At 59.8% G+C, this 16,274-nt stretch carries 15 protein-coding genes; 12 read left to right on the top strand and 3 right to left on the bottom strand.

From position 1 onward, the window contains the following. Window positions 1–66: 66 nt before the first annotated feature. Genes AD670_RS29175 through rimK form a run of 3 tightly spaced genes read left to right on the top strand, consistent with a single transcriptional unit; the run spans window position 67 to window position 2,244 of the window. Window positions 67–846, top strand: coding sequence for an EAL domain-containing protein (locus tag AD670_RS29175; protein WP_053140285.1), 780 nt, complete (start codon window positions 67–69; stop codon window positions 844–846). A gap of 46 nt (window positions 847–892) precedes the next feature. Then, complete coding sequence (locus AD670_RS29170) at window positions 893–1,342, top strand: ATP-dependent zinc protease (protein WP_169899741.1); 450 nt, start codon at window positions 893–895, stop codon at window positions 1,340–1,342. Next, window positions 1,339–2,244 carry a 30S ribosomal protein S6--L-glutamate ligase gene (gene rimK / locus AD670_RS29165; RefSeq protein WP_003171022.1) on the top strand — a complete coding sequence of 302 codons (906 nt, stop codon included), beginning with the start codon at window positions 1,339–1,341 and terminating at the stop codon, window positions 2,242–2,244. The genes AD670_RS29170 and rimK overlap by 4 nt, the downstream gene beginning before the upstream one ends. Window positions 2,245–2,339: 95 nt before the next feature. Here rimK and AD670_RS29160 read toward each other — a convergent pair whose 3' ends face one another. Both AD670_RS29160 and ompR read right to left on the bottom strand, forming a co-directional pair. Next, window positions 2,340–3,653 (bottom strand): ATP-binding protein, encoded by a 1,314-nt coding sequence (locus tag AD670_RS29160; protein ID WP_053140284.1) that lies wholly within the window; start codon window positions 3,651–3,653, stop codon window positions 2,340–2,342. 116 nt (window positions 3,654–3,769) lie between these two features. Beyond that, window positions 3,770–4,510 carry a two-component system response regulator OmpR gene (gene ompR, locus AD670_RS29155; protein ID WP_015373500.1) on the bottom strand — a complete coding sequence of 247 codons (741 nt, stop codon included), beginning with the start codon at window positions 4,508–4,510 and terminating at the stop codon, window positions 3,770–3,772. Window positions 4,511–4,866: 356 nt separating this feature from the next. Between ompR and AD670_RS29150 the strand changes: the two genes are divergently transcribed. The 9 genes from AD670_RS29150 to AD670_RS29110 all read left to right on the top strand — a co-directional run bounded on the left by AD670_RS29150 (window position 4,867) and on the right by AD670_RS29110 (window position 15,023). Next, window positions 4,867–7,203 carry a Tex family protein gene (locus tag AD670_RS29150; protein WP_053140282.1) on the top strand — a complete coding sequence of 779 codons (2,337 nt, stop codon included), beginning with the start codon at window positions 4,867–4,869 and terminating at the stop codon, window positions 7,201–7,203. Then, entirely contained in the window at window positions 7,203–7,586 is a 384-nt protein-coding gene (locus tag AD670_RS29145) for a PaaI family thioesterase (protein ID WP_053140279.1), read from the top strand. Before AD670_RS29150 ends, AD670_RS29145 begins: the two co-directional genes overlap by 1 nt. Window positions 7,587–7,800: 214 nt before the next feature. Then, on the top strand, window positions 7,801–9,384 hold the full coding sequence (gene gshA / locus AD670_RS29140; RefSeq protein WP_053140276.1) for a glutamate--cysteine ligase: 1,584 nt from the start codon (window positions 7,801–7,803) through the stop codon (window positions 9,382–9,384). Window positions 9,385–9,572: 188 nt separating this feature from the next. Continuing rightward, window positions 9,573–10,550: a taurine ABC transporter substrate-binding protein gene (gene tauA, locus AD670_RS29135; protein WP_053140273.1), complete on the top strand. Its 978-nt coding sequence runs from the start codon at window positions 9,573–9,575 to the stop codon at window positions 10,548–10,550. A 17-nt stretch (window positions 10,551–10,567) separates the two neighbouring features. Next, complete coding sequence (gene tauB / locus AD670_RS29130) at window positions 10,568–11,347, top strand: taurine ABC transporter ATP-binding subunit (protein WP_053140271.1); 780 nt, start codon at window positions 10,568–10,570, stop codon at window positions 11,345–11,347. Then, window positions 11,344–12,180, top strand: coding sequence for a taurine ABC transporter permease TauC (tauC, locus tag AD670_RS29125; RefSeq protein WP_053140268.1), 837 nt, complete (start codon window positions 11,344–11,346; stop codon window positions 12,178–12,180). The genes tauB and tauC overlap by 4 nt, the downstream gene beginning before the upstream one ends. Before the next feature lie 11 nt (window positions 12,181–12,191). Next, window positions 12,192–13,028 carry a taurine dioxygenase gene (gene tauD, locus AD670_RS29120; protein WP_053140265.1) on the top strand — a complete coding sequence of 279 codons (837 nt, stop codon included), beginning with the start codon at window positions 12,192–12,194 and terminating at the stop codon, window positions 13,026–13,028. A 111-nt stretch (window positions 13,029–13,139) separates the two neighbouring features. After that, window positions 13,140–13,817, top strand: coding sequence for a hypothetical protein (locus tag AD670_RS29115; RefSeq protein ID WP_053140262.1), 678 nt, complete (start codon window positions 13,140–13,142; stop codon window positions 13,815–13,817). Between the two features lie 3 nt (window positions 13,818–13,820). Then, complete coding sequence (locus AD670_RS29110) at window positions 13,821–15,023, top strand: ImmA/IrrE family metallo-endopeptidase (RefSeq protein ID WP_053140260.1); 1,203 nt, start codon at window positions 13,821–13,823, stop codon at window positions 15,021–15,023. Between the two features lie 61 nt (window positions 15,024–15,084). On the opposite strand, the gene mgrA is transcribed toward AD670_RS29110, so the two are convergent. After that, on the bottom strand, window positions 15,085–16,122 hold the full coding sequence (mgrA, locus tag AD670_RS29105; RefSeq protein WP_053140257.1) for an L-glyceraldehyde 3-phosphate reductase: 1,038 nt from the start codon (window positions 16,120–16,122) through the stop codon (window positions 15,085–15,087). Window positions 16,123–16,274 lie beyond the last annotated feature (152 nt).

Below are 16,274 nucleotides of genomic sequence, written 5' to 3'. Positions count from 1 at the left end.
GACGCATAAACCCCAAGGCTCACCTAAGATACGCCAGGTAGCACCCTGTTTTCGCGAGGACATACTGTGACCGATTTTCCCACTTCACTCACCTCGCCTAACCAGCGGTGCGTGGGCTGCCAGCAGAGCGAGCCCCTGGGTTTCGAGTTTGCTTTCGCTTATCAGCCCATCGTAGACCTTAGAGACCATTCGATTTTTGCCAACGAAGCCCTGGTACGCGGCGTCAATGGCGAAGGGGCGATGTCAGTGCTGCAGCAGGTCAACGACACCAATCGATACCGTTTCGACCAGCGTTGCCGCACCCAGGCGATCGCGGGCGCTTCGGCCCTGGGGATGCAAACCCACCTTTCAATCAATTTCATGCCCAACGCCGTGTACCGTCCGGAGTTGTGCATTCGCAGCACCCTGGAGGCGGCTCGCGCGCACAATTTTCCGCTGGACCAACTGATTTTCGAGACACTGGAAAGCGAGCATGTAGATAACTATCGCCATTTGACGAATATTCTGCGTGAATACCGCGAATTCGGCTTCAAGACCGCCATCGATGATTTCGGCGCGGGCTATTCGGGGCTGAATCTGCTGGCCGATTTCCAACCTGACTTGATCAAACTCGATATGGCGCTGATCCGCGATGTCGATCAGGATCGTGTCCGTCAGGTGATCGTCCAGGGGATTGTCACAATCTGTGAGCAGTTGGGCGTTACTGTCATCGCCGAAGGCATCGAAAGTGCCGGCGAACGCGACTTCCTGTCCGACTGTGGAATATTTCTGATGCAGGGCTACTGGTTCGCCAAGCCCGCATTCAAAGCCTTGGCCGAGGTTTCACCGAAAGCCTGGGCGAATTGACCGGTTACCCATATTGAAGACATTTGACCATTTGACCGTTGTGGGTCTGCGTGAGTGGGTGGCACTTCCCGACCTGGGAGTGGCAGGCCTGCGCGCAAAGATCGACACCGGTGCCAGCACCTCCAGCCTGCACGCCACCGACATCGAGCCGTTTGAGCGCGACGGTGAGAAGTGGGTGCGCTTTACCGCACACCTGGGCAGCGTTGTGCAGTTGCGCCACCGCCGCTGCGAAGCGCCCCTGGTGACGATGAAAACCATCAAGAGCTCCAATGGCCACGCGCAGGTGCGCTATGTGATCAGTACCACCCTGGCGTTGGGTGATCGGGTATGGCGGGTGGAGTTCACCCTGGCCTGCCGCAAAGCCATGCGTTACCGCCTGTTGCTGGGTTCCAAGGCGCTGATTGACGGCCATCTGGTGGTCAATCCCGGCGTCAAGTACGTTCAAGACAAGCCGGTGTTCCCGGTCTCTACTATTTCTGCCCCAGGTGCTGCATGAAGATTGCTGTGCTGTCGCGAAACCCGCGTCTGTATTCCACCCGTCGCCTGGTCGAGGCCGGCACCGAACGTGGCCATGAAATGGTGGTGATCGACACGCTGCGTGCCTATATGAACATTGCCAGCCACAAGCCGCAGATCCATTACCGCGGCAAACCGCTGGAGGGGTTTGATGCGGTAATCCCGCGTATCGGCGCCTCGGTGACGTTCTATGGCTGCGCGGTGCTGCGCCAGTTCGAAATGATGGGGGTTTTTCCCCTCAATGAATCGGTGGCCATTGCGCGATCGAGGGACAAATTACGCTCATTGCAACTGCTGTCGCGCAGGGGTATCGGCCTGCCGGTCACCGGTTTTGCCCACTCCCCCGACGACATCCCAGACCTGATTGAAATGGTCAATGGCGCGCCGCTGGTGATCAAGGTGCTCGAAGGCACCCAGGGCATCGGTGTGGTGCTGTGTGAAACCGCGACAGCCGCGGAATCCGTGATCGAGGCGTTCATGGGCCTCAAGCAGAACATCATGGTCCAGGAGTACATCAAGGAAGCCGGCGGTGCGGATATCCGCTGCTTCGTGGTGGGCGACAAGGTGATAGCAGCGATGAAGCGCCAGGCCAAGCCCGGAGAGTTTCGCTCCAACCTGCACCGTGGCGGCAGCGCCAGCCTGATCAAGATCACCCCGGAAGAACGCATGACCGCGCTGCGGGCGGCAAAGGTGATGGGGCTGGCGGTAGCGGGCGTGGACATCCTGCGCTCCAACCACGGCCCGCTGGTGATGGAGGTGAACTCGTCGCCGGGCCTGGAAGGAATCGAGACCACCACCGGCAAGGATGTGGCGGGGATCATCATTCAGCATCTGGAGAAGAATGGTGGACCGAATATGACCAGGACCAAGGGCAAGGGTTAGAGACGCGGCTGTTAGCTTCAAGCTATAAGCTGCAAGAAAGGGCAAAAGCTGCCTGCCTTTCTCTTGCGGCTTTAAGCTTGAAACTTGCAGCGTTTCTATACCGCATCTCTTGGCAGCATCAGTCCAAGCGGCAAGCGCACCCGCGCCTCAAGACCACCACCCTCGCGGTTGCGCAGTTCAACATTGCCGCCATGCATCGAAGCAATCCGCCGCACAATCGCCAGCCCCAGCCCAGTCCCTTTGCCGCCCCTGGCACGGTCGCCACGGGTAAACGGGTTGAAGATACCTTCCAGTTCCGCCGGATCAATCCCCGTGCCACGGTCCATCACACTCAGCACCACATAAGGCGCGGCACTGTCGCCAGAGACGTAGGCGGCCACCTCCACATCGGAGCCGGCATGGTGCAACGCATTACCAATCAAGTTATTCAGCAGACGCTTCATGGATACACGACGCAGCGCAAACGGCTGGATAGGTTCCAGGCGCATGCGCACCTGCTCGCCATTCTGGTTGTAGGGCGCGACAACCTCACGCACCAGATCCGTGAGATCGACTTCCTCCACCACCTCGTCACGCCCATCGCGGATAAACGCCAGGAACTGGTCGAGAATCGCGTCCATGTCTTCGATATCACGAACCATGTCGTCAGTGAGGTCGCTATGGTTGCCCATCAGCTCCAGGGACAAGCGCAATCGCGTCAATGGCGTGCGCAAGTCATGGGACACCCCCGCCAGCATCAGCTCGCGTTCGCGCCCAGCCTGTTCGACGTCCTCCGCCATCTGATTGAAGGCGCCATACACTTCGGTCATTTCACTGGGCGTATCGCTGACCGGCAGGCGCACGCTGCGCCCCTGGCCCAACTGGCGGGCGGCAAACACCAGGCGTTTAAGCGGTTGGTTAAGCTGACGGACAAAAATCCACGCGGACGCAGTGGAAAGCAAGCCGATGGCCAGGAACCAGCCCAACACGTTCCAGATCTTCTGCCCCCGCAAAGGATGCGGATACAGCGGAACCTTGATCCAGGCATCGCCCAGGCTCGGGGCCCTCACCCACAGCGCAGGTGAAACATGCATGCGCAAGCGCACCTCGGTGTCCTCGCCGAGTTCGGCCTGCATCTGGCGCTGGTAGATCTCGCTGTAAGGCCAATGCTGTTCACCCTCAGGTACGCCGGCCCCGTCAACACGGGTCAACGTCGACGCCTTGGCTACTTTTTCCCGGTTCTCAGGGTCTACAGCCCAATAACCCCGCAGCGTCAGGGCGACACCGTGGCTGTACTGCCGATCCACCAGCACGTCTTCGTTCATCAACAGATAAACCAGTGTCAGCGCCTTGGAAAACAGCACGACGATCAGCACCAGCCAAAGGGTGCGGGAGAAGAAACTTTGCGGGAACCACAGAGGGGTTTTCATAGAAGACAGCTGGACACCTTGCAGGAACGAGCGGCGCTCGCAGAATTGCAGACGCCGGACATCCCGTCGACCCTCATGGAGTCAAACGCCAGGATGCCCGCCCTGCAAATCATCGGTCACTTGGTTGCGGTGCCATCCGGCACAAACACATAACCCACGCCCCATACCGTCTGGATATACCGAGGCTTGGACGGGTCCGGCTCGATCATCCGGCGCAGACGGGAAATCTGCACGTCGATGGAGCGCTCCAGGGCGTCCCATTCCCGACCACGGGCCAGGTTCATCAGCTTGTCGCGGGTCAGCGGCTGACGCGCGTTCATCACCAGAGCCTTGAGCACTGCGAATTCGCCAGTGGTGAGCATATGCACTTCGTCGCCGCGCTTGAGTTCGCGGGTCGCCAGCGACAGTTCGTAATCGCCAAACGTAACGCTTTCGTCTTCGCTGCCCGGCGCGCCCGGTACCGGCGGTGCCTGACGACGCAATACGGCTTTGACCCGCGCCATCAACTCATCCGGGTTGAAGGGCTTGGCCAGGTAGTCATCAGCGCCCAGTTCAAGGCCCTTGATGCGGCTCAGCTCATCGCCCTTGGCGGTGAGCATGATGATTGGAATCTGGTTGTTCGCGCCGCGCAGGCGCTTGCAGGCGGTCAGGCCGTCTTCGCCGGGCAGCATCAGGTCGAGTACGACCAGGTTGAATACTTCGCGCCCCAGGAGGCGGTCCATCTGCTCGGTGTTCGGCACCGCGCGGGCACGGTAGCCCTTGGAATTGAAGAAACGCTCCAGCAGGCTGCTCAGCCCCGGATCGTCATCAACGATGAGAATTTTTTCGCCTTCAGCAGTTTGTGCAGTGCTGCTCATTGGATGCTCCTCTTATCTCGGCGCGCATTATGGCGTAGCTGTCGTTATACGCACCGTGTGCATTGTTAGCAGATTTTTCCTCGACTGCCAGCAAACCCGCGCCCTACAACCACCTGCGCAGTAGCCCTCAACAACAGAACGCTGGTTATAATGCGGCGCCTTCCTGCAGGGCAACGTCAGATCATGACCGTTTACTGCCGGGCTTTTTTTACCCGCTTGTCGCGATTTTTCCGATTTCGAGGGTCAATAGGCTGCCTCTTGACCCAGGTAGCGGCGCCAGTCGGGCCGCTCAACCAGCTGCGCAAGGCCTTGTGTTCCGGGCCTGCGAGCTGCTTCTAAGAATTTCAGGTGGTTTTATGGACAGCATCAACAGCCGCATCGCCGAGGAACTCGGTGTACGCCCACAACAGGTCGAAGCGGCCGTCGCTCTACTGGATGAAGGCTCCACGGTGCCCTTCATCGCCCGTTACCGAAAAGAAGTCACCGGCAGCCTCGACGACATCCAGCTGCGGCACCTGGAAGAGCGCCTGCGCTACCTGCGAGAACTCGACGAACGGCGCATCAGCATCCTCGCCAGCATCGAGGAACAGGGCAAGCTGACCCCCCAACTTGAGCGCGACATCAAGCTCGCCGACACCAAGACCCGCCTCGAAGACCTCTACCTGCCGTACAAACAGAAGCGCCGCACCAAGGGCCAGATTGCCCTGGAAGCCGGCCTGGGCGAACTGGCCGACGGCCTGTTCAACGACCCGTCGCTGACCCCGGACACCGAAGCAGCGCGCTTCGTCAACGCTGAAAAAGGGGTTGCCGACGTCAAGGCCGCCCTCGAAGGCGCCAAGTACATCCTGATGGAGCGCTTCGCCGAAGACGCCAACCTGCTGGAAAAACTGCGCAGCTATCTGAAACAGGAAGCCACCCTCAGCGCCCGCGTCATCGCCGGCAAAGAGGAAGAAGGCGCCAAGTTCCGCGACTACTTCGAACACGACGAACCGCTGAAAAGCATGCCTTCCCACCGTGCGCTGGCGATTTTCCGTGGCCGCAACGAAGGTATTCTCAGCTCCGCACTCAAAGTCGGCGACGAGTTGCCGGGCACCATGCACCCGTGCGAAGGCATGATCGGCCAACAATTCGGCATCCAGAATCAGAATCGTCCTGCGGACAAGTGGCTCGGTGAAGTCGTGCGCTGGACCTGGAAGGTCAAGCTCTACACCCACCTGGAAACCGACCTGCTCGGCGAGTTGCGCGACGGCGCCGAAACCGAGGCGATCAACGTATTCGCCCACAACCTGCACGACCTGCTGCTGGCCGCCCCGGCCGGCCCGCGCGCCACCCTGGGCCTCGACCCGGGCCTGCGCACCGGCTGCAAGGTCGCCGTGGTCGATGCCACCGGCAAGCTGCTGGACCACGCCACCGTGTACCCACACGTACCGCACAACAAGTGGGACCAGACCCTCGCCATCCTGGCCGCCCTGTGCGCTAAGCATTCGGTGGACCTGATCGCCATCGGCAACGGCACTGCCAGCCGTGAAACCGACAAGCTGGCCGCCGAGCTGATCAAAAAATACCCAGCCATGAAGATGACCAAGGTGATGGTCTCCGAAGCCGGTGCTTCGGTGTACTCGGCATCGGAACTGGCCTCCAAGGAATTCCCGGACCTCGACGTGTCGATCCGTGGCGCGGTGTCCATCGCCCGCCGCCTGCAGGATCCGCTGGCAGAGCTGGTTAAAATCGATCCTAAATCCATTGGCGTCGGCCAGTACCAGCACGACGTGTCGCAGCTGAAACTGGCGCGCGGCCTGGATGCGGTGGTGGAAGACTGCGTAAACGCCGTGGGCGTGGACGTGAACACCGCCTCCGTGGCGTTGCTGGCGCGTATTTCCGGCCTCAATGCCACCCTGGCGCAGAACATCGTCACGCACCGCGACGAAAACGGTGCCTTCAAAACCCGCGCCGCGCTGAAAAAAGTCGCACGCCTGGGTGAAAAAACCTTCGAGCAAGCCGCCGGCTTCCTACGCGTGATGAACGGCGACAACCCGCTGGACTCGTCCGCCGTTCACCCGGAAGCCTATCCGCTGGTGCAACGCATCGCCGCCGAGACCGACCGCGACATCCGCTCGCTGATCGGCGACGCCGCGTTCCTCAAGCGCCTGGATCCCAAGAAGTACACCGACGAAACCTTCGGCGTGCCCACCATCACCGACATCCTGCAAGAGCTGGAAAAACCTGGCCGCGACCCACGTCCCGAGTTCAAGACCGCCGAGTTCCAGGACGGCGTCGAAGACCTCAAGGACCTGCAACTGGGCATGATTCTCGAAGGCGTGGTCACCAACGTGACCAACTTCGGCGCCTTTGTGGACATCGGCGTGCATCAGGACGGTTTGGTGCACATCTCTGCGCTTTCGGAGAAGTTCATCAAGGATCCGCGCGAAGCAGTGAAGGCCGGAGATGTGGTCAAGGTCAAGGTCATGGAAGTCGACATCCCGCGCAAACGCGTTGGCCTGTCGATGCGCATGAGCGACACCCCAGGCGAGAAAATCGACGGCGCCCGTGGTGCACGCCCTGGCTCGTCGCCGCGCCAATCGCAGAACCGCTCTGAAAACAGCCAACCGCGCAAGGAAACCGCCACCGCAGCGCCAAGCAACAACGCCATGGCCTCGCTGTTCGCCAACGCCAAGCAGTTGAAGAAACGCTGATGGAAATCCCCGCCGGTTTGACCCAGAGCGCGTTCAGCGAGCTGATCGGCTGCCGCCTGCAACGCCTTGAAGAAGGCGTTGCCGAAGTGGCCCTGACCCTGGAGCCGCACCTGCGCAACCGCGCGGGCAAGCTCCACGGCGGGGCGATTTTCAGTCTGGTGGACATCACCATGGGGCTGGCCTGTTCCAGCGCCCATGGTTTTGATCAGCAGAGCGCGACCATCGAATGCAAGATCAACTACATCCGCGCCGTGGAAGACGGTGATGTGCTGTGCACCAGCCGCGTGATTCACGCCGGCCGGCGCACGCTGGTGGTCGAAGCCGAGGTGTACCAGGACGAAAGGCTTGTCGCAAAAGCACAGGGCACCTTCGCTGTCCTATAGCTCCCCGCCCCCGATTTGAGTTAATTTCGGCGCTGCGACAACAGCGTCGGAATTTTCTTGCTGCGCCATAGCCCAATTCATGGAGTGAAGGAGGCTTTTTCAAAGCGAGTCAAATCGACTCAAAACCAGGCGATAACGCCAGTTTTAACTTCACCCTTGTAGACCGTCCTGCCCACCCCCATATTGGGGCGACTGACGCGTGAAGGAATCCAACTTGAGCGAACTTCTCAACCGCCGCCTGGCTCTGCTCGGCAAGCGCGAACACCTCTCCCTGCTAGAGCAGTGCTTGCACGGCATCGAGCGTGAATGCCTACGTGTCACCGGTGACGGTCGCCTGGCGCAAACGCCGCACCCCGAAGCCCTGGGCGCCGCGTTGACCCATGAACAGATCACCACCGACTACTCGGAATCGCTGCTGGAGTTCATTACCCCGGCCCTGCCCAACCCGGCCGATACCCTGAGCAGCCTGGAAAAGATCCATCGCTTTGCCTACACCAAGCTCGGCAGCGAATACCTGTGGAGCCCCTCGATGCCGTGCCCATTGCCGGCCGAGGAAGACATTCCGATTGCCTACTACGGCACCTCCAATATCGGACAGCTCAAGTACGTGTACCGCAAGGGCCTGGCCCTGCGCTACGGCAAGACCATGCAGTGCATTGCCGGCATCCACTACAACTTTTCCCTGCCGGAACAGTTGTGGCCGCTGCTCAAGGAGACTGAAGGCTTCGTCGGTACCGACCGCGACTATCAGTCCACCGCCTACATCGCGCTGATCCGCAACTTTCGCCGCTACAGCTGGCTGCTGATGTACCTGTTCGGGGCCTCGCCGGCCCTGGACGCGGGTTTCCTGCGCGGTCGCTCGCATCAATTGGAAGTGCTCGACGCCGACACCCTGTACCTGCCCTACGCCACCAGCCTGCGCATGAGCGACCTGGGTTACCAGAGCAACGCCCAGGCCGGCCTGACGCCGTGCTACAACGACCTGAGCAGCTACACCGACAGCCTGCGCGAAGCGGTGGCAACGCCTTACGCGCCCTATGTCGAAGTCGGCACCCATAAGGACGGTGAGTGGGTACAACTCAACACCAACATCCTGCAGATCGAAAACGAGTACTACTCCAACATCCGGCCCAAGCGCGTGACCTACACCGGCGAGCGGCCGATCCAGGCGCTGATGGCCCGTGGCATCCAGTACATCGAAGTGCGCTGCCTGGACATCAACCCGTTCCTGCCGATGGGCATCGACCTGCCGGAGTCGCGTTTCCTCGACGCATTCCTGTTGTACTGCGCGCTGAACGACAGCCCACTGTTCGCCGATAACGAGTGCGGCAACGCCACGTCCAACTTCCTCAGCGTGGTCAAGGAAGGTCGGCGCCCAGGCCTGCAATTGCAGCGCAAGGGCCAGGCCGTGGACATGAAGGAATGGGCTACCGAGCTGCTGGAGAAGATTGCCCCGTTGGCTGCGCTGCTTGATGAAAGCCACGGCATCACCGAACACAGCCAGGCGCTGGACGCCCAGTTGGCCAAGGTCAAGGACCCTTCCCTGACCCCTTCGGCCCAGGTATTGGCGGCGATGGCCGAGCGCAAAGAGAGCTTTGCACAGTTCTCCCTGCATCAGAGCGAGGTGCATGCCGAGTACTTCCGCCGCGAGCCGTTGCCGGCTGAAGAACAGGCCCGCTTTGAGGAACTGGCGCGCACCTCGCTGGCGCAACAGGCGGAGCTGGAGCAGAACGAAGTGGGCGATTTTGACGTGTTTGTCGGGTCGTACCAGGCGAGCATTCTGGCGATCAGCAACTAACCGAAGCCGAACCCGGCTCAAAATGTGGGAGGGGGCAAGCCCCTCCCACATTTGCCCTCATCAAGCTCAAGATTCGCTTCAACCTTTCGCCCATAAGCTAATTCGAAAATGTTATTTATTTTCGAATTCTTAGATCATTTAGTCTCCTCACACGCCGACCCTCGGCCGCCTGATTGAGGAGCTTCCCCGTGAAACTTTTAACCCCACTGCGCCTCTTGGCGGCGTTGTCCCTGGCCGGTGCCAGCCTGTTTGCCCAGGCGGCGGATGTGACCATCGCCTACCAGACCACCGTAGACCCGGCCAAAGTCGCCCAGGCCGACGGCGCGTATGAAAAAGCCACCAACGCCAAGATCGACTGGCGCAAATTCGATAATGGCGCCGACATCATCGCCGCCATCGCCTCCGGCGACGTGCAGATCGGCTACCTCGGCTCCAGCCCTCTGACCGCCGCGATCACCCGCAAAGTGCCGGTGGAAACTTTCCTGGTTGCCACCCAGATTGGCGGTGCCGAAGCCCTGGTGGCGCGCAATGGTTCCGGGATCAACAGCCCCCAGGACCTGATCGGCAAGAAAGTCGCCGTACCCTTCGTTTCCACCGGCCACTACAGCCTGTTGGCCGCGCTGAAGCACTGGAACATCGACCCATCGAAAGTGACCATCCTCAACCTCGCACCGCCGGCGATCATCGCGGCCTGGAAGCGCGGTGACGTCGACGCCACTTACGTATGGGACCCAGCCCTGGGCGTGGCCAAGGAAAACGGCAAGGTGCTGATCACCTCCGGCGAGCTGGCCAAGTTCGGCGCGCCGACCTTCGATGCGTGGATCGTGCGTAAGGATTTCGCCGAGAAGCACCCGGAAATCGTCACAGCCTTTGCCAAAGTCACCCTGGATGCCTACGCCGCCTACCGCAAAGACCCACAAGCCTGGCTCGCGGACAAAGGTAACGTCGACAAACTGGTGAAGCTCTCCGGTGCCAAGGCCAGTGACATCCCGCTGCTGCTGCAAGGCAACGTCTACCCACTGGCCGCTGACCAAGTCACTCTGCTGGGCGCACCGACCACCAAGGCCGTGACCGATACCGCCGCGTTCCTCAAGGAACAAGGCAAGGTCGACGCCGTGCTGCCGGACTACGCCCCTTACGTCAGCGCCAAGTTCATCACCAACTGATCCAGGAGTTCATCGCGATGGCCTTGCTACAACTGGAGCGCATCAGCGCACAGTACCCAGGCGCCACAGAACCGGTACTGTCCGACATTTCACTCGACCTGGGGCCCCAGCAGCTGCTGGTGGCCCTCGGCCCGTCCGGCAGTGGCAAGACTTCGCTGTTGAACCTGATTGCCGGCTTTGTCGAGCCTTCTGCCGGGCGCATCACCCTCGATGGCGTACCGGTCAAAGGCCCCAGCGCCGAACGCGGCGTGGTGTTCCAGGACGACGCCCTGCTGCCCTGGCAGGACGTGTTGGCCAATGTCGGTTTCGGCCTGGAACTGGCCGGTGTGCCCAAGGCGCAGCGTGAAGTGCGGGCCCGGGAAATGCTCGCGCTGGTGGACCTCGCCGGCTTCGACAATCGCCGCATCTGGCAACTCTCCGGCGGCCAGAAGCAACGCGTCGGCCTGGCTCGCGCCTTGGCCGCTGACCCGCGCGTGCTGCTGATGGACGAACCCTTCGGCGCCCTCGATGCCTTCACCCGCGAACAGATGCAGGAACTGTTGCTGCAAGTCTGGCGACGCACGGCCAAGCCGGTGTTCCTGATCACCCATGACATCGAAGAAGCGGTGTTCCTCGCCACCGACCTGATCCTGCTGGCGCCCAACCCGGGGCAGATCGTCGAACGCCTGCACCTGGACTTCGGCCAGCGCTACGCCGCCGGTGAGGCGGCGCGGGCGATCAAGTCCGACCCGCGCTTTATCGAAACCCGTGAGCACGTGCTGGGCAAAGTGTTCTCGCAACGGCAGGTGTCCGCATGAGCAGCTACGAACTCCCCGCCACCGCCGCCAAGCCGGTGGCCCACACAGTTATCCCGGTGCGGCGCAGCCTGAGCACACGCTGGATCAGCCTGTTGACCCTGATCGCTCTGCTGGCCCTTTGGTGGGCCGTGACTGCCACCGGCCTGATCGAACCGTTGTTCCTGCCACCGCCCTCGGCCGTGCTGCAAAAAGGCTGGCTGCTGGCGACCACGGGCTATATGGATTCCACCTTGTGGCAGCACCTGGGCGCGAGCCTCAGCCGGATCGGCCTGGGCCTGGGCTTCGCGGTGCTGACCGCCGTACCGGTGGGGATTGCCATCGGTTCCAACCGCATCGCCCGCGGCATTCTCGACCCGCTGATCGAGTTTTACCGGCCGATTCCGCCCCTGGCTTACCTGCCGTTGATCGTGATCTGGTGCGGTATCGGCGAGCTGTCCAAGGTGCTGCTGATTTACCTGGCGATCTTTGCGCCCATCGCCATCGCCACCGCGACCGGCGTGCGCACCGTCGACCCGGCCAAGCTACGCGCGGCGCAGTCGCTGGGCGCCACCCGTGCCCAGCTGATTCGCCATGTGATCCTGCCGAGCGCCCTGCCCGACATCCTCACCGGTGTGCGCATCGGCCTGGGTGTGGGCTGGTCGACCCTGGTCGCCGCCGAGCTGATCGCGGCCACCAGTGGCCTGGGTTTCATGGTGCAGTCGGCGGCGCAGTTCCTGGTCACCGATGTGGTGGTGCTGGGGATCCTGGTGATCGCCCTGATCGCCTTCGCCATGGAAATGGGCCTGCGCGCCCTGCAGCGTAAGTTAGTGCCTTGGCATGGCCAGGCACATTGAGTGAGAACCGCATGAGCAGCCTGACCGTTACCCCCTTGAGCATCGCCTTGGGCGCCCAGATCAGTGGCGTCGATATTACCCAGCCGCTGAGCGCCGAACACCGCGATGCCATCGAGCAGGCGTTACTCAGCCACTCGGTGCTGTTCTTCCGTGGCCAACCGATCACCCCGCAGCAACAGGCGCGATTCGCGGCGAACTTCGGCGACCTGCACATCCACCCGATCTACCCCAACGTGCCGGAACAGCCCGACGTGCTGATCCTCGACACCGCCGTCACCGACGTGCGCGACAACGCCGTATGGCACACCGACGTGACCTTCCTGCCCACCCCGGCCCTCGGCGCGGTACTCAGCGCCAAGCTGTTGCCAGCGTTTGGTGGCGATACGCTGTGGGCCAGTGGCATCGCGGCGTATGAGGCATTGTCCGAGCCATTGAAGCGGTTGCTCGATGGGCTGACGGCTACCCACGACTTCACCAAATCCTTTCCGCTGGAACGCTTTGGCAACACCGCCGAAGACCTGGCGCGCTGGGAAGAAACCCGCAAGAAAAACCCACCGCTGTCGCACCCGGTAGTGCGCACGCATCCGGTGAGCGGGCGTAAGTCGCTGTTTGTCAGTGATGGGTTTACCACCAGGATCAATGAGCTGGAGCCGGCGGAAAGCGAAGCGATTTTGAAGCTACTGTTCGCCCACGCCACTCGCCCGGAATTCACCCTCCGCTGGCGCTGGCAGGAGAACGACGTGGCCTTCTGGGATAACCGCGTGACCCAGCATTACGCGGTGGATGACTACCGGCCGCAACGGCGGGTAATGCATCGGGCGACGATTCTTGGGGATGTGCCGTTCTAATACCCAACTTCTAGAAAACGATCAACGGCTGGATAAAAAACCAGTGCCTCACTTCCATAACGAATAAATATAGAGTAAAAATCCGCTTACCGAATAGTAAGTGGTGATCACGTGGTCACAAAACAAGAAATCCAAGGGTTCATTCGTGCACAGGTAAATAAAGAATTTTTCGAGGAGCTTGGAGTTTTACTTCCTCAAACCTTCCAAAAAGCCTTGAAAGAAACTCAGGAGCTGCTGATTCATACCCCCCATGAAGATTTGCGGGGGCACTTGCGGCATTCGCTAGTCCAGGAATCCCTGGCCGGAATGAGGCGATGGAATCCGATAATCAAGTCAACAGACCCGAAGGGGCACAATTATGTGCTGCTTGAGCTCGGCTCTCTGAGAATCACGGCGGTGGTGCTTCCTTGGCAGAAAGAAATCCGCGATGCAAAACACCGAAGCGAACTCAAAACGTTAAATGAATCCCTTGCAGACACCCAAATGGACTGGATCGATGGGCTCAAACATACCGTAGCCGAACAATTGATTCATGCGCTTGTCGTAGTCCATGCACCTCCAACTCGCTCAGAGGATCAGTCAGAGCCACGCGCAATCATGATGGCCGTACCGTACTTCAACGGTAAGGGCTTCCACATGAATTGCACATTTGAGGATTTGCTTCAAAGCTACTCTGATAATGAGGCGGTTCAGCAGAAACCAGTTGAGTTGGTGAAATTGCGAGATAAGATGCGCCGCGCCGAAGAAACCGAAGACCAAGCTGATGATGGGCAAAACGCCAAGAGGTAGACCATGAGAACGGGAGTCGCGGGCTTTCAGTCAGAGCGCCTCAAGCAGTTGCGCCTTGCGTTTGGGATGACGCAAACCACTCTCGCCGAGATGGTGGGGCGCGCCTCTGGCAACGTTTCAAAATGGGAGAATGGGCTTCAGGTCCCAGAGGCCGATGCCTTCCAGCGCTTATGCGAAGTTTTCGGGGTCAGCGAAAACTGGTTACTTGAGGAACAGTTCACAACTGGCGAGAACACTCCATTTTTCTTTCGATCGCAGGTCAGCACTACGACCAGCGCACGGGAAATAGCGGAAGTACGCTTGGAGTGGCTTCAAGAAATCTCTTACAAACTGCAAGAAAGCCTTGAATTTATTGAAGTCAATGTGCCGCATTTAGAAGAGCGTAATTGCGAGCTGATTTCTGACGAAGAAATCGAACAGATGGCCAGTAAATGCCGTCAAACCTGGGGACTAGGGATAGCTCCTATCTCCAATGTCGTTCACGTATTGGAGAGTGCAGGTATTGTCTGTGCTCGGACCACACTCGGGCACCTGAAAATGGATGGCGTTTCGAATTGGTACGAGTTGGACCAACGGCCATATGTTTTACTTGTCGCCGATAAGGCAAACGGGATCAGAAATCGCTTTGATGCGGCCCATGAACTCGGACATATCGTTCTGCATAGGTACATATCCAAAGAGCAGTACGACGCGAATTACGCACTTCTTGAAACTCAAGCTCATCGATTTGCAAGCGCCTTTTTAATGCCCCCAGAAAGCTTTCTGCGAGAAGTTCGTTGGCCGACACTGGATACGTTGCTAGCTCTGAAACCACGCTGGAAAGTCTCAGTAGCCGCAATGGTGAGGCGTTGTTTAGATCTAGAAATAATCAACGACACCACAACCACCAGACTATGGAAGGCCAGATCTGCCAGAGGATGGGTAAAGGGAGAGCCTATGGACAGCGATTTTGACTTCGAAAAGCCCCAGCTGATCACGCGAGGAGTGAAAATGCTTGTTGAAAACAACGTGCTTTCGCGATCTCAGCTAAGGCAGGTGCTCGGGTTGCCGCTACACATTCTAGAAAACCTTTGTAGCTTGGACGAAGGTTATTTCAACCGCCCGGACAAGTCACAGGTAGTAGATATACAGTTGAGGAAGCGATCTGCACGCGAAACTTTTTTCAACGAAACGGCAGAAATACTCGGTTTCCCGATCAAAAAGTAACAAAATCAGCAGCCCGTCCTACTTGCAAGCCCCTCTCTACAGGAAGGGCTTGCTTTCAATGCTATTCAGCGCTGGATGGCTTTTCCCACAAGTTAATCCCGCCTTCCTGCGCAAACCGATCGATCTCCGCCAGTTCTTCCGCACTGAAGCTCAGGTTTTTCAACGCCCCGACGTTCTCGATGATCTGCTCCGGCCGGCTGGCACCGATCAGTGCGCTGGTCACACGTGGGTCGCGCAGGGTCCAGGCGAGTGCCAATTGCGCCAGGCTCTGACCGCGGCGCTGGGCGATTTCGTTCAGCGCACGTACGTGGGCGATGTTGGCTTCCGACAGGTGCTTGGCCTGCAACGAACCACCCCCCGGACGGTTGACCCGTGCGTCGGCCGGCACGCCGTTGAGGTACTTGTCGGTGAGCAAGCCCTGGGCCAGCGGCGTGAAGGCAATCACTCCGGCGCCGAGCTCTTCGGTGGTGTCCAGCAGGTCTTTTTCCACCCAGCGATTAAGCAGGTTGTAGGCCGGTTGGTGGATCAGCAGCGGCACTTTCCACTCTTTGAGCAGGGCGGCGATTTCGCGGGTTTTCACCCCGGAGTAAGACGAGATACCGATGTACAACGCCTTGCCCTGTTGCACGGCGGTGGCGAGGGCGCTGGCGGTTTCTTCCAGGGGCGTGTCGGCATCAAAACGGTGGGAGTAGAAAATGTCCACGTAGTCGACGCCCAGGCGTTGCAGGCTCTGGTCGAGGCTTGCCAGCACGTATTTGCGCGAGCCGCCGCCCTGGCCGTAAGGGCCCGGCCACATGTCCCAGCCAGCCTTGCTGGAGATGATCAATTCGTCGCGGTAGTGCTTGAAGTCTTCGCGCAGCAAACGACCGAAGTTGATCTCGGCGCTGCCGTAGGGTGGACCGTAGTTGTTGGCCAGGTCGAAGTGGTTGATGCCCAGGTCGAACGCGGTGCGCAGCAGGGCGCGCTGGGTGTCGATCGGGGTGCTGTCGCCAAAGTTGTGCCACAGCCCCAGGGACAGTGCCGGCAGCACCAATCCACTGCGGCCTACGCGGCGATACGGGATAGATTCATAGCGGTTTTCGGCAGCAATGTAAGTCATCGAATCCTCTCTTGGACGTAGGCAAATAAGGCCTGGGAATAACCATATTCCCAGGCCTTTTAACCAGCTGAATCGCTTAAGTCTGCCCTTCCGTTTTACAGCAATTTCCTACCCGAGTGGAACGACATAGCTGACATAGAAGCGGTTTTCAT

It is taken from the genome of Pseudomonas sp. MIACH (genome assembly GCF_001269925.1).
Lineage (GTDB): Bacteria > Pseudomonadota > Gammaproteobacteria > Pseudomonadales > Pseudomonadaceae > Aquipseudomonas.
This window is presented reverse-complemented; position numbering and strand designations above follow the sequence as displayed.

What these genes read in the sequence shown, in the direction of transcription:
- mgrA (WP_053140257.1), bottom strand. Translation starts at nt 16,122, where the DNA reads ATGACTTACATTGCTGCCGAAAACCGCTATGAATCTATCCCGTATCGC.
- tauB (WP_053140271.1), top strand. Translation starts at nt 10,568, where the DNA reads ATGGCCTTGCTACAACTGGAGCGCATCAGCGCACAGTACCCAGGCGCC.
- AD670_RS29110 (WP_053140260.1), top strand. Translation starts at nt 13,821, where the DNA reads ATGAGAACGGGAGTCGCGGGCTTTCAGTCAGAGCGCCTCAAGCAGTTG.
- AD670_RS29160 (WP_053140284.1), bottom strand. Translation starts at nt 3,653, where the DNA reads ATGAAAACCCCTCTGTGGTTCCCGCAAAGTTTCTTCTCCCGCACCCTT.
- ompR (WP_015373500.1), bottom strand. Translation starts at nt 4,510, where the DNA reads ATGAGCAGCACTGCACAAACTGCTGAAGGCGAAAAAATTCTCATCGTT.
- tauD (WP_053140265.1), top strand. Translation starts at nt 12,192, where the DNA reads ATGAGCAGCCTGACCGTTACCCCCTTGAGCATCGCCTTGGGCGCCCAG.
- tauC (WP_053140268.1), top strand. Translation starts at nt 11,344, where the DNA reads ATGAGCAGCTACGAACTCCCCGCCACCGCCGCCAAGCCGGTGGCCCAC.
- rimK (WP_003171022.1), top strand. Translation starts at nt 1,339, where the DNA reads ATGAAGATTGCTGTGCTGTCGCGAAACCCGCGTCTGTATTCCACCCGT.
- AD670_RS29145 (WP_053140279.1), top strand. Translation starts at nt 7,203, where the DNA reads ATGGAAATCCCCGCCGGTTTGACCCAGAGCGCGTTCAGCGAGCTGATC.
- AD670_RS29150 (WP_053140282.1), top strand. Translation starts at nt 4,867, where the DNA reads ATGGACAGCATCAACAGCCGCATCGCCGAGGAACTCGGTGTACGCCCA.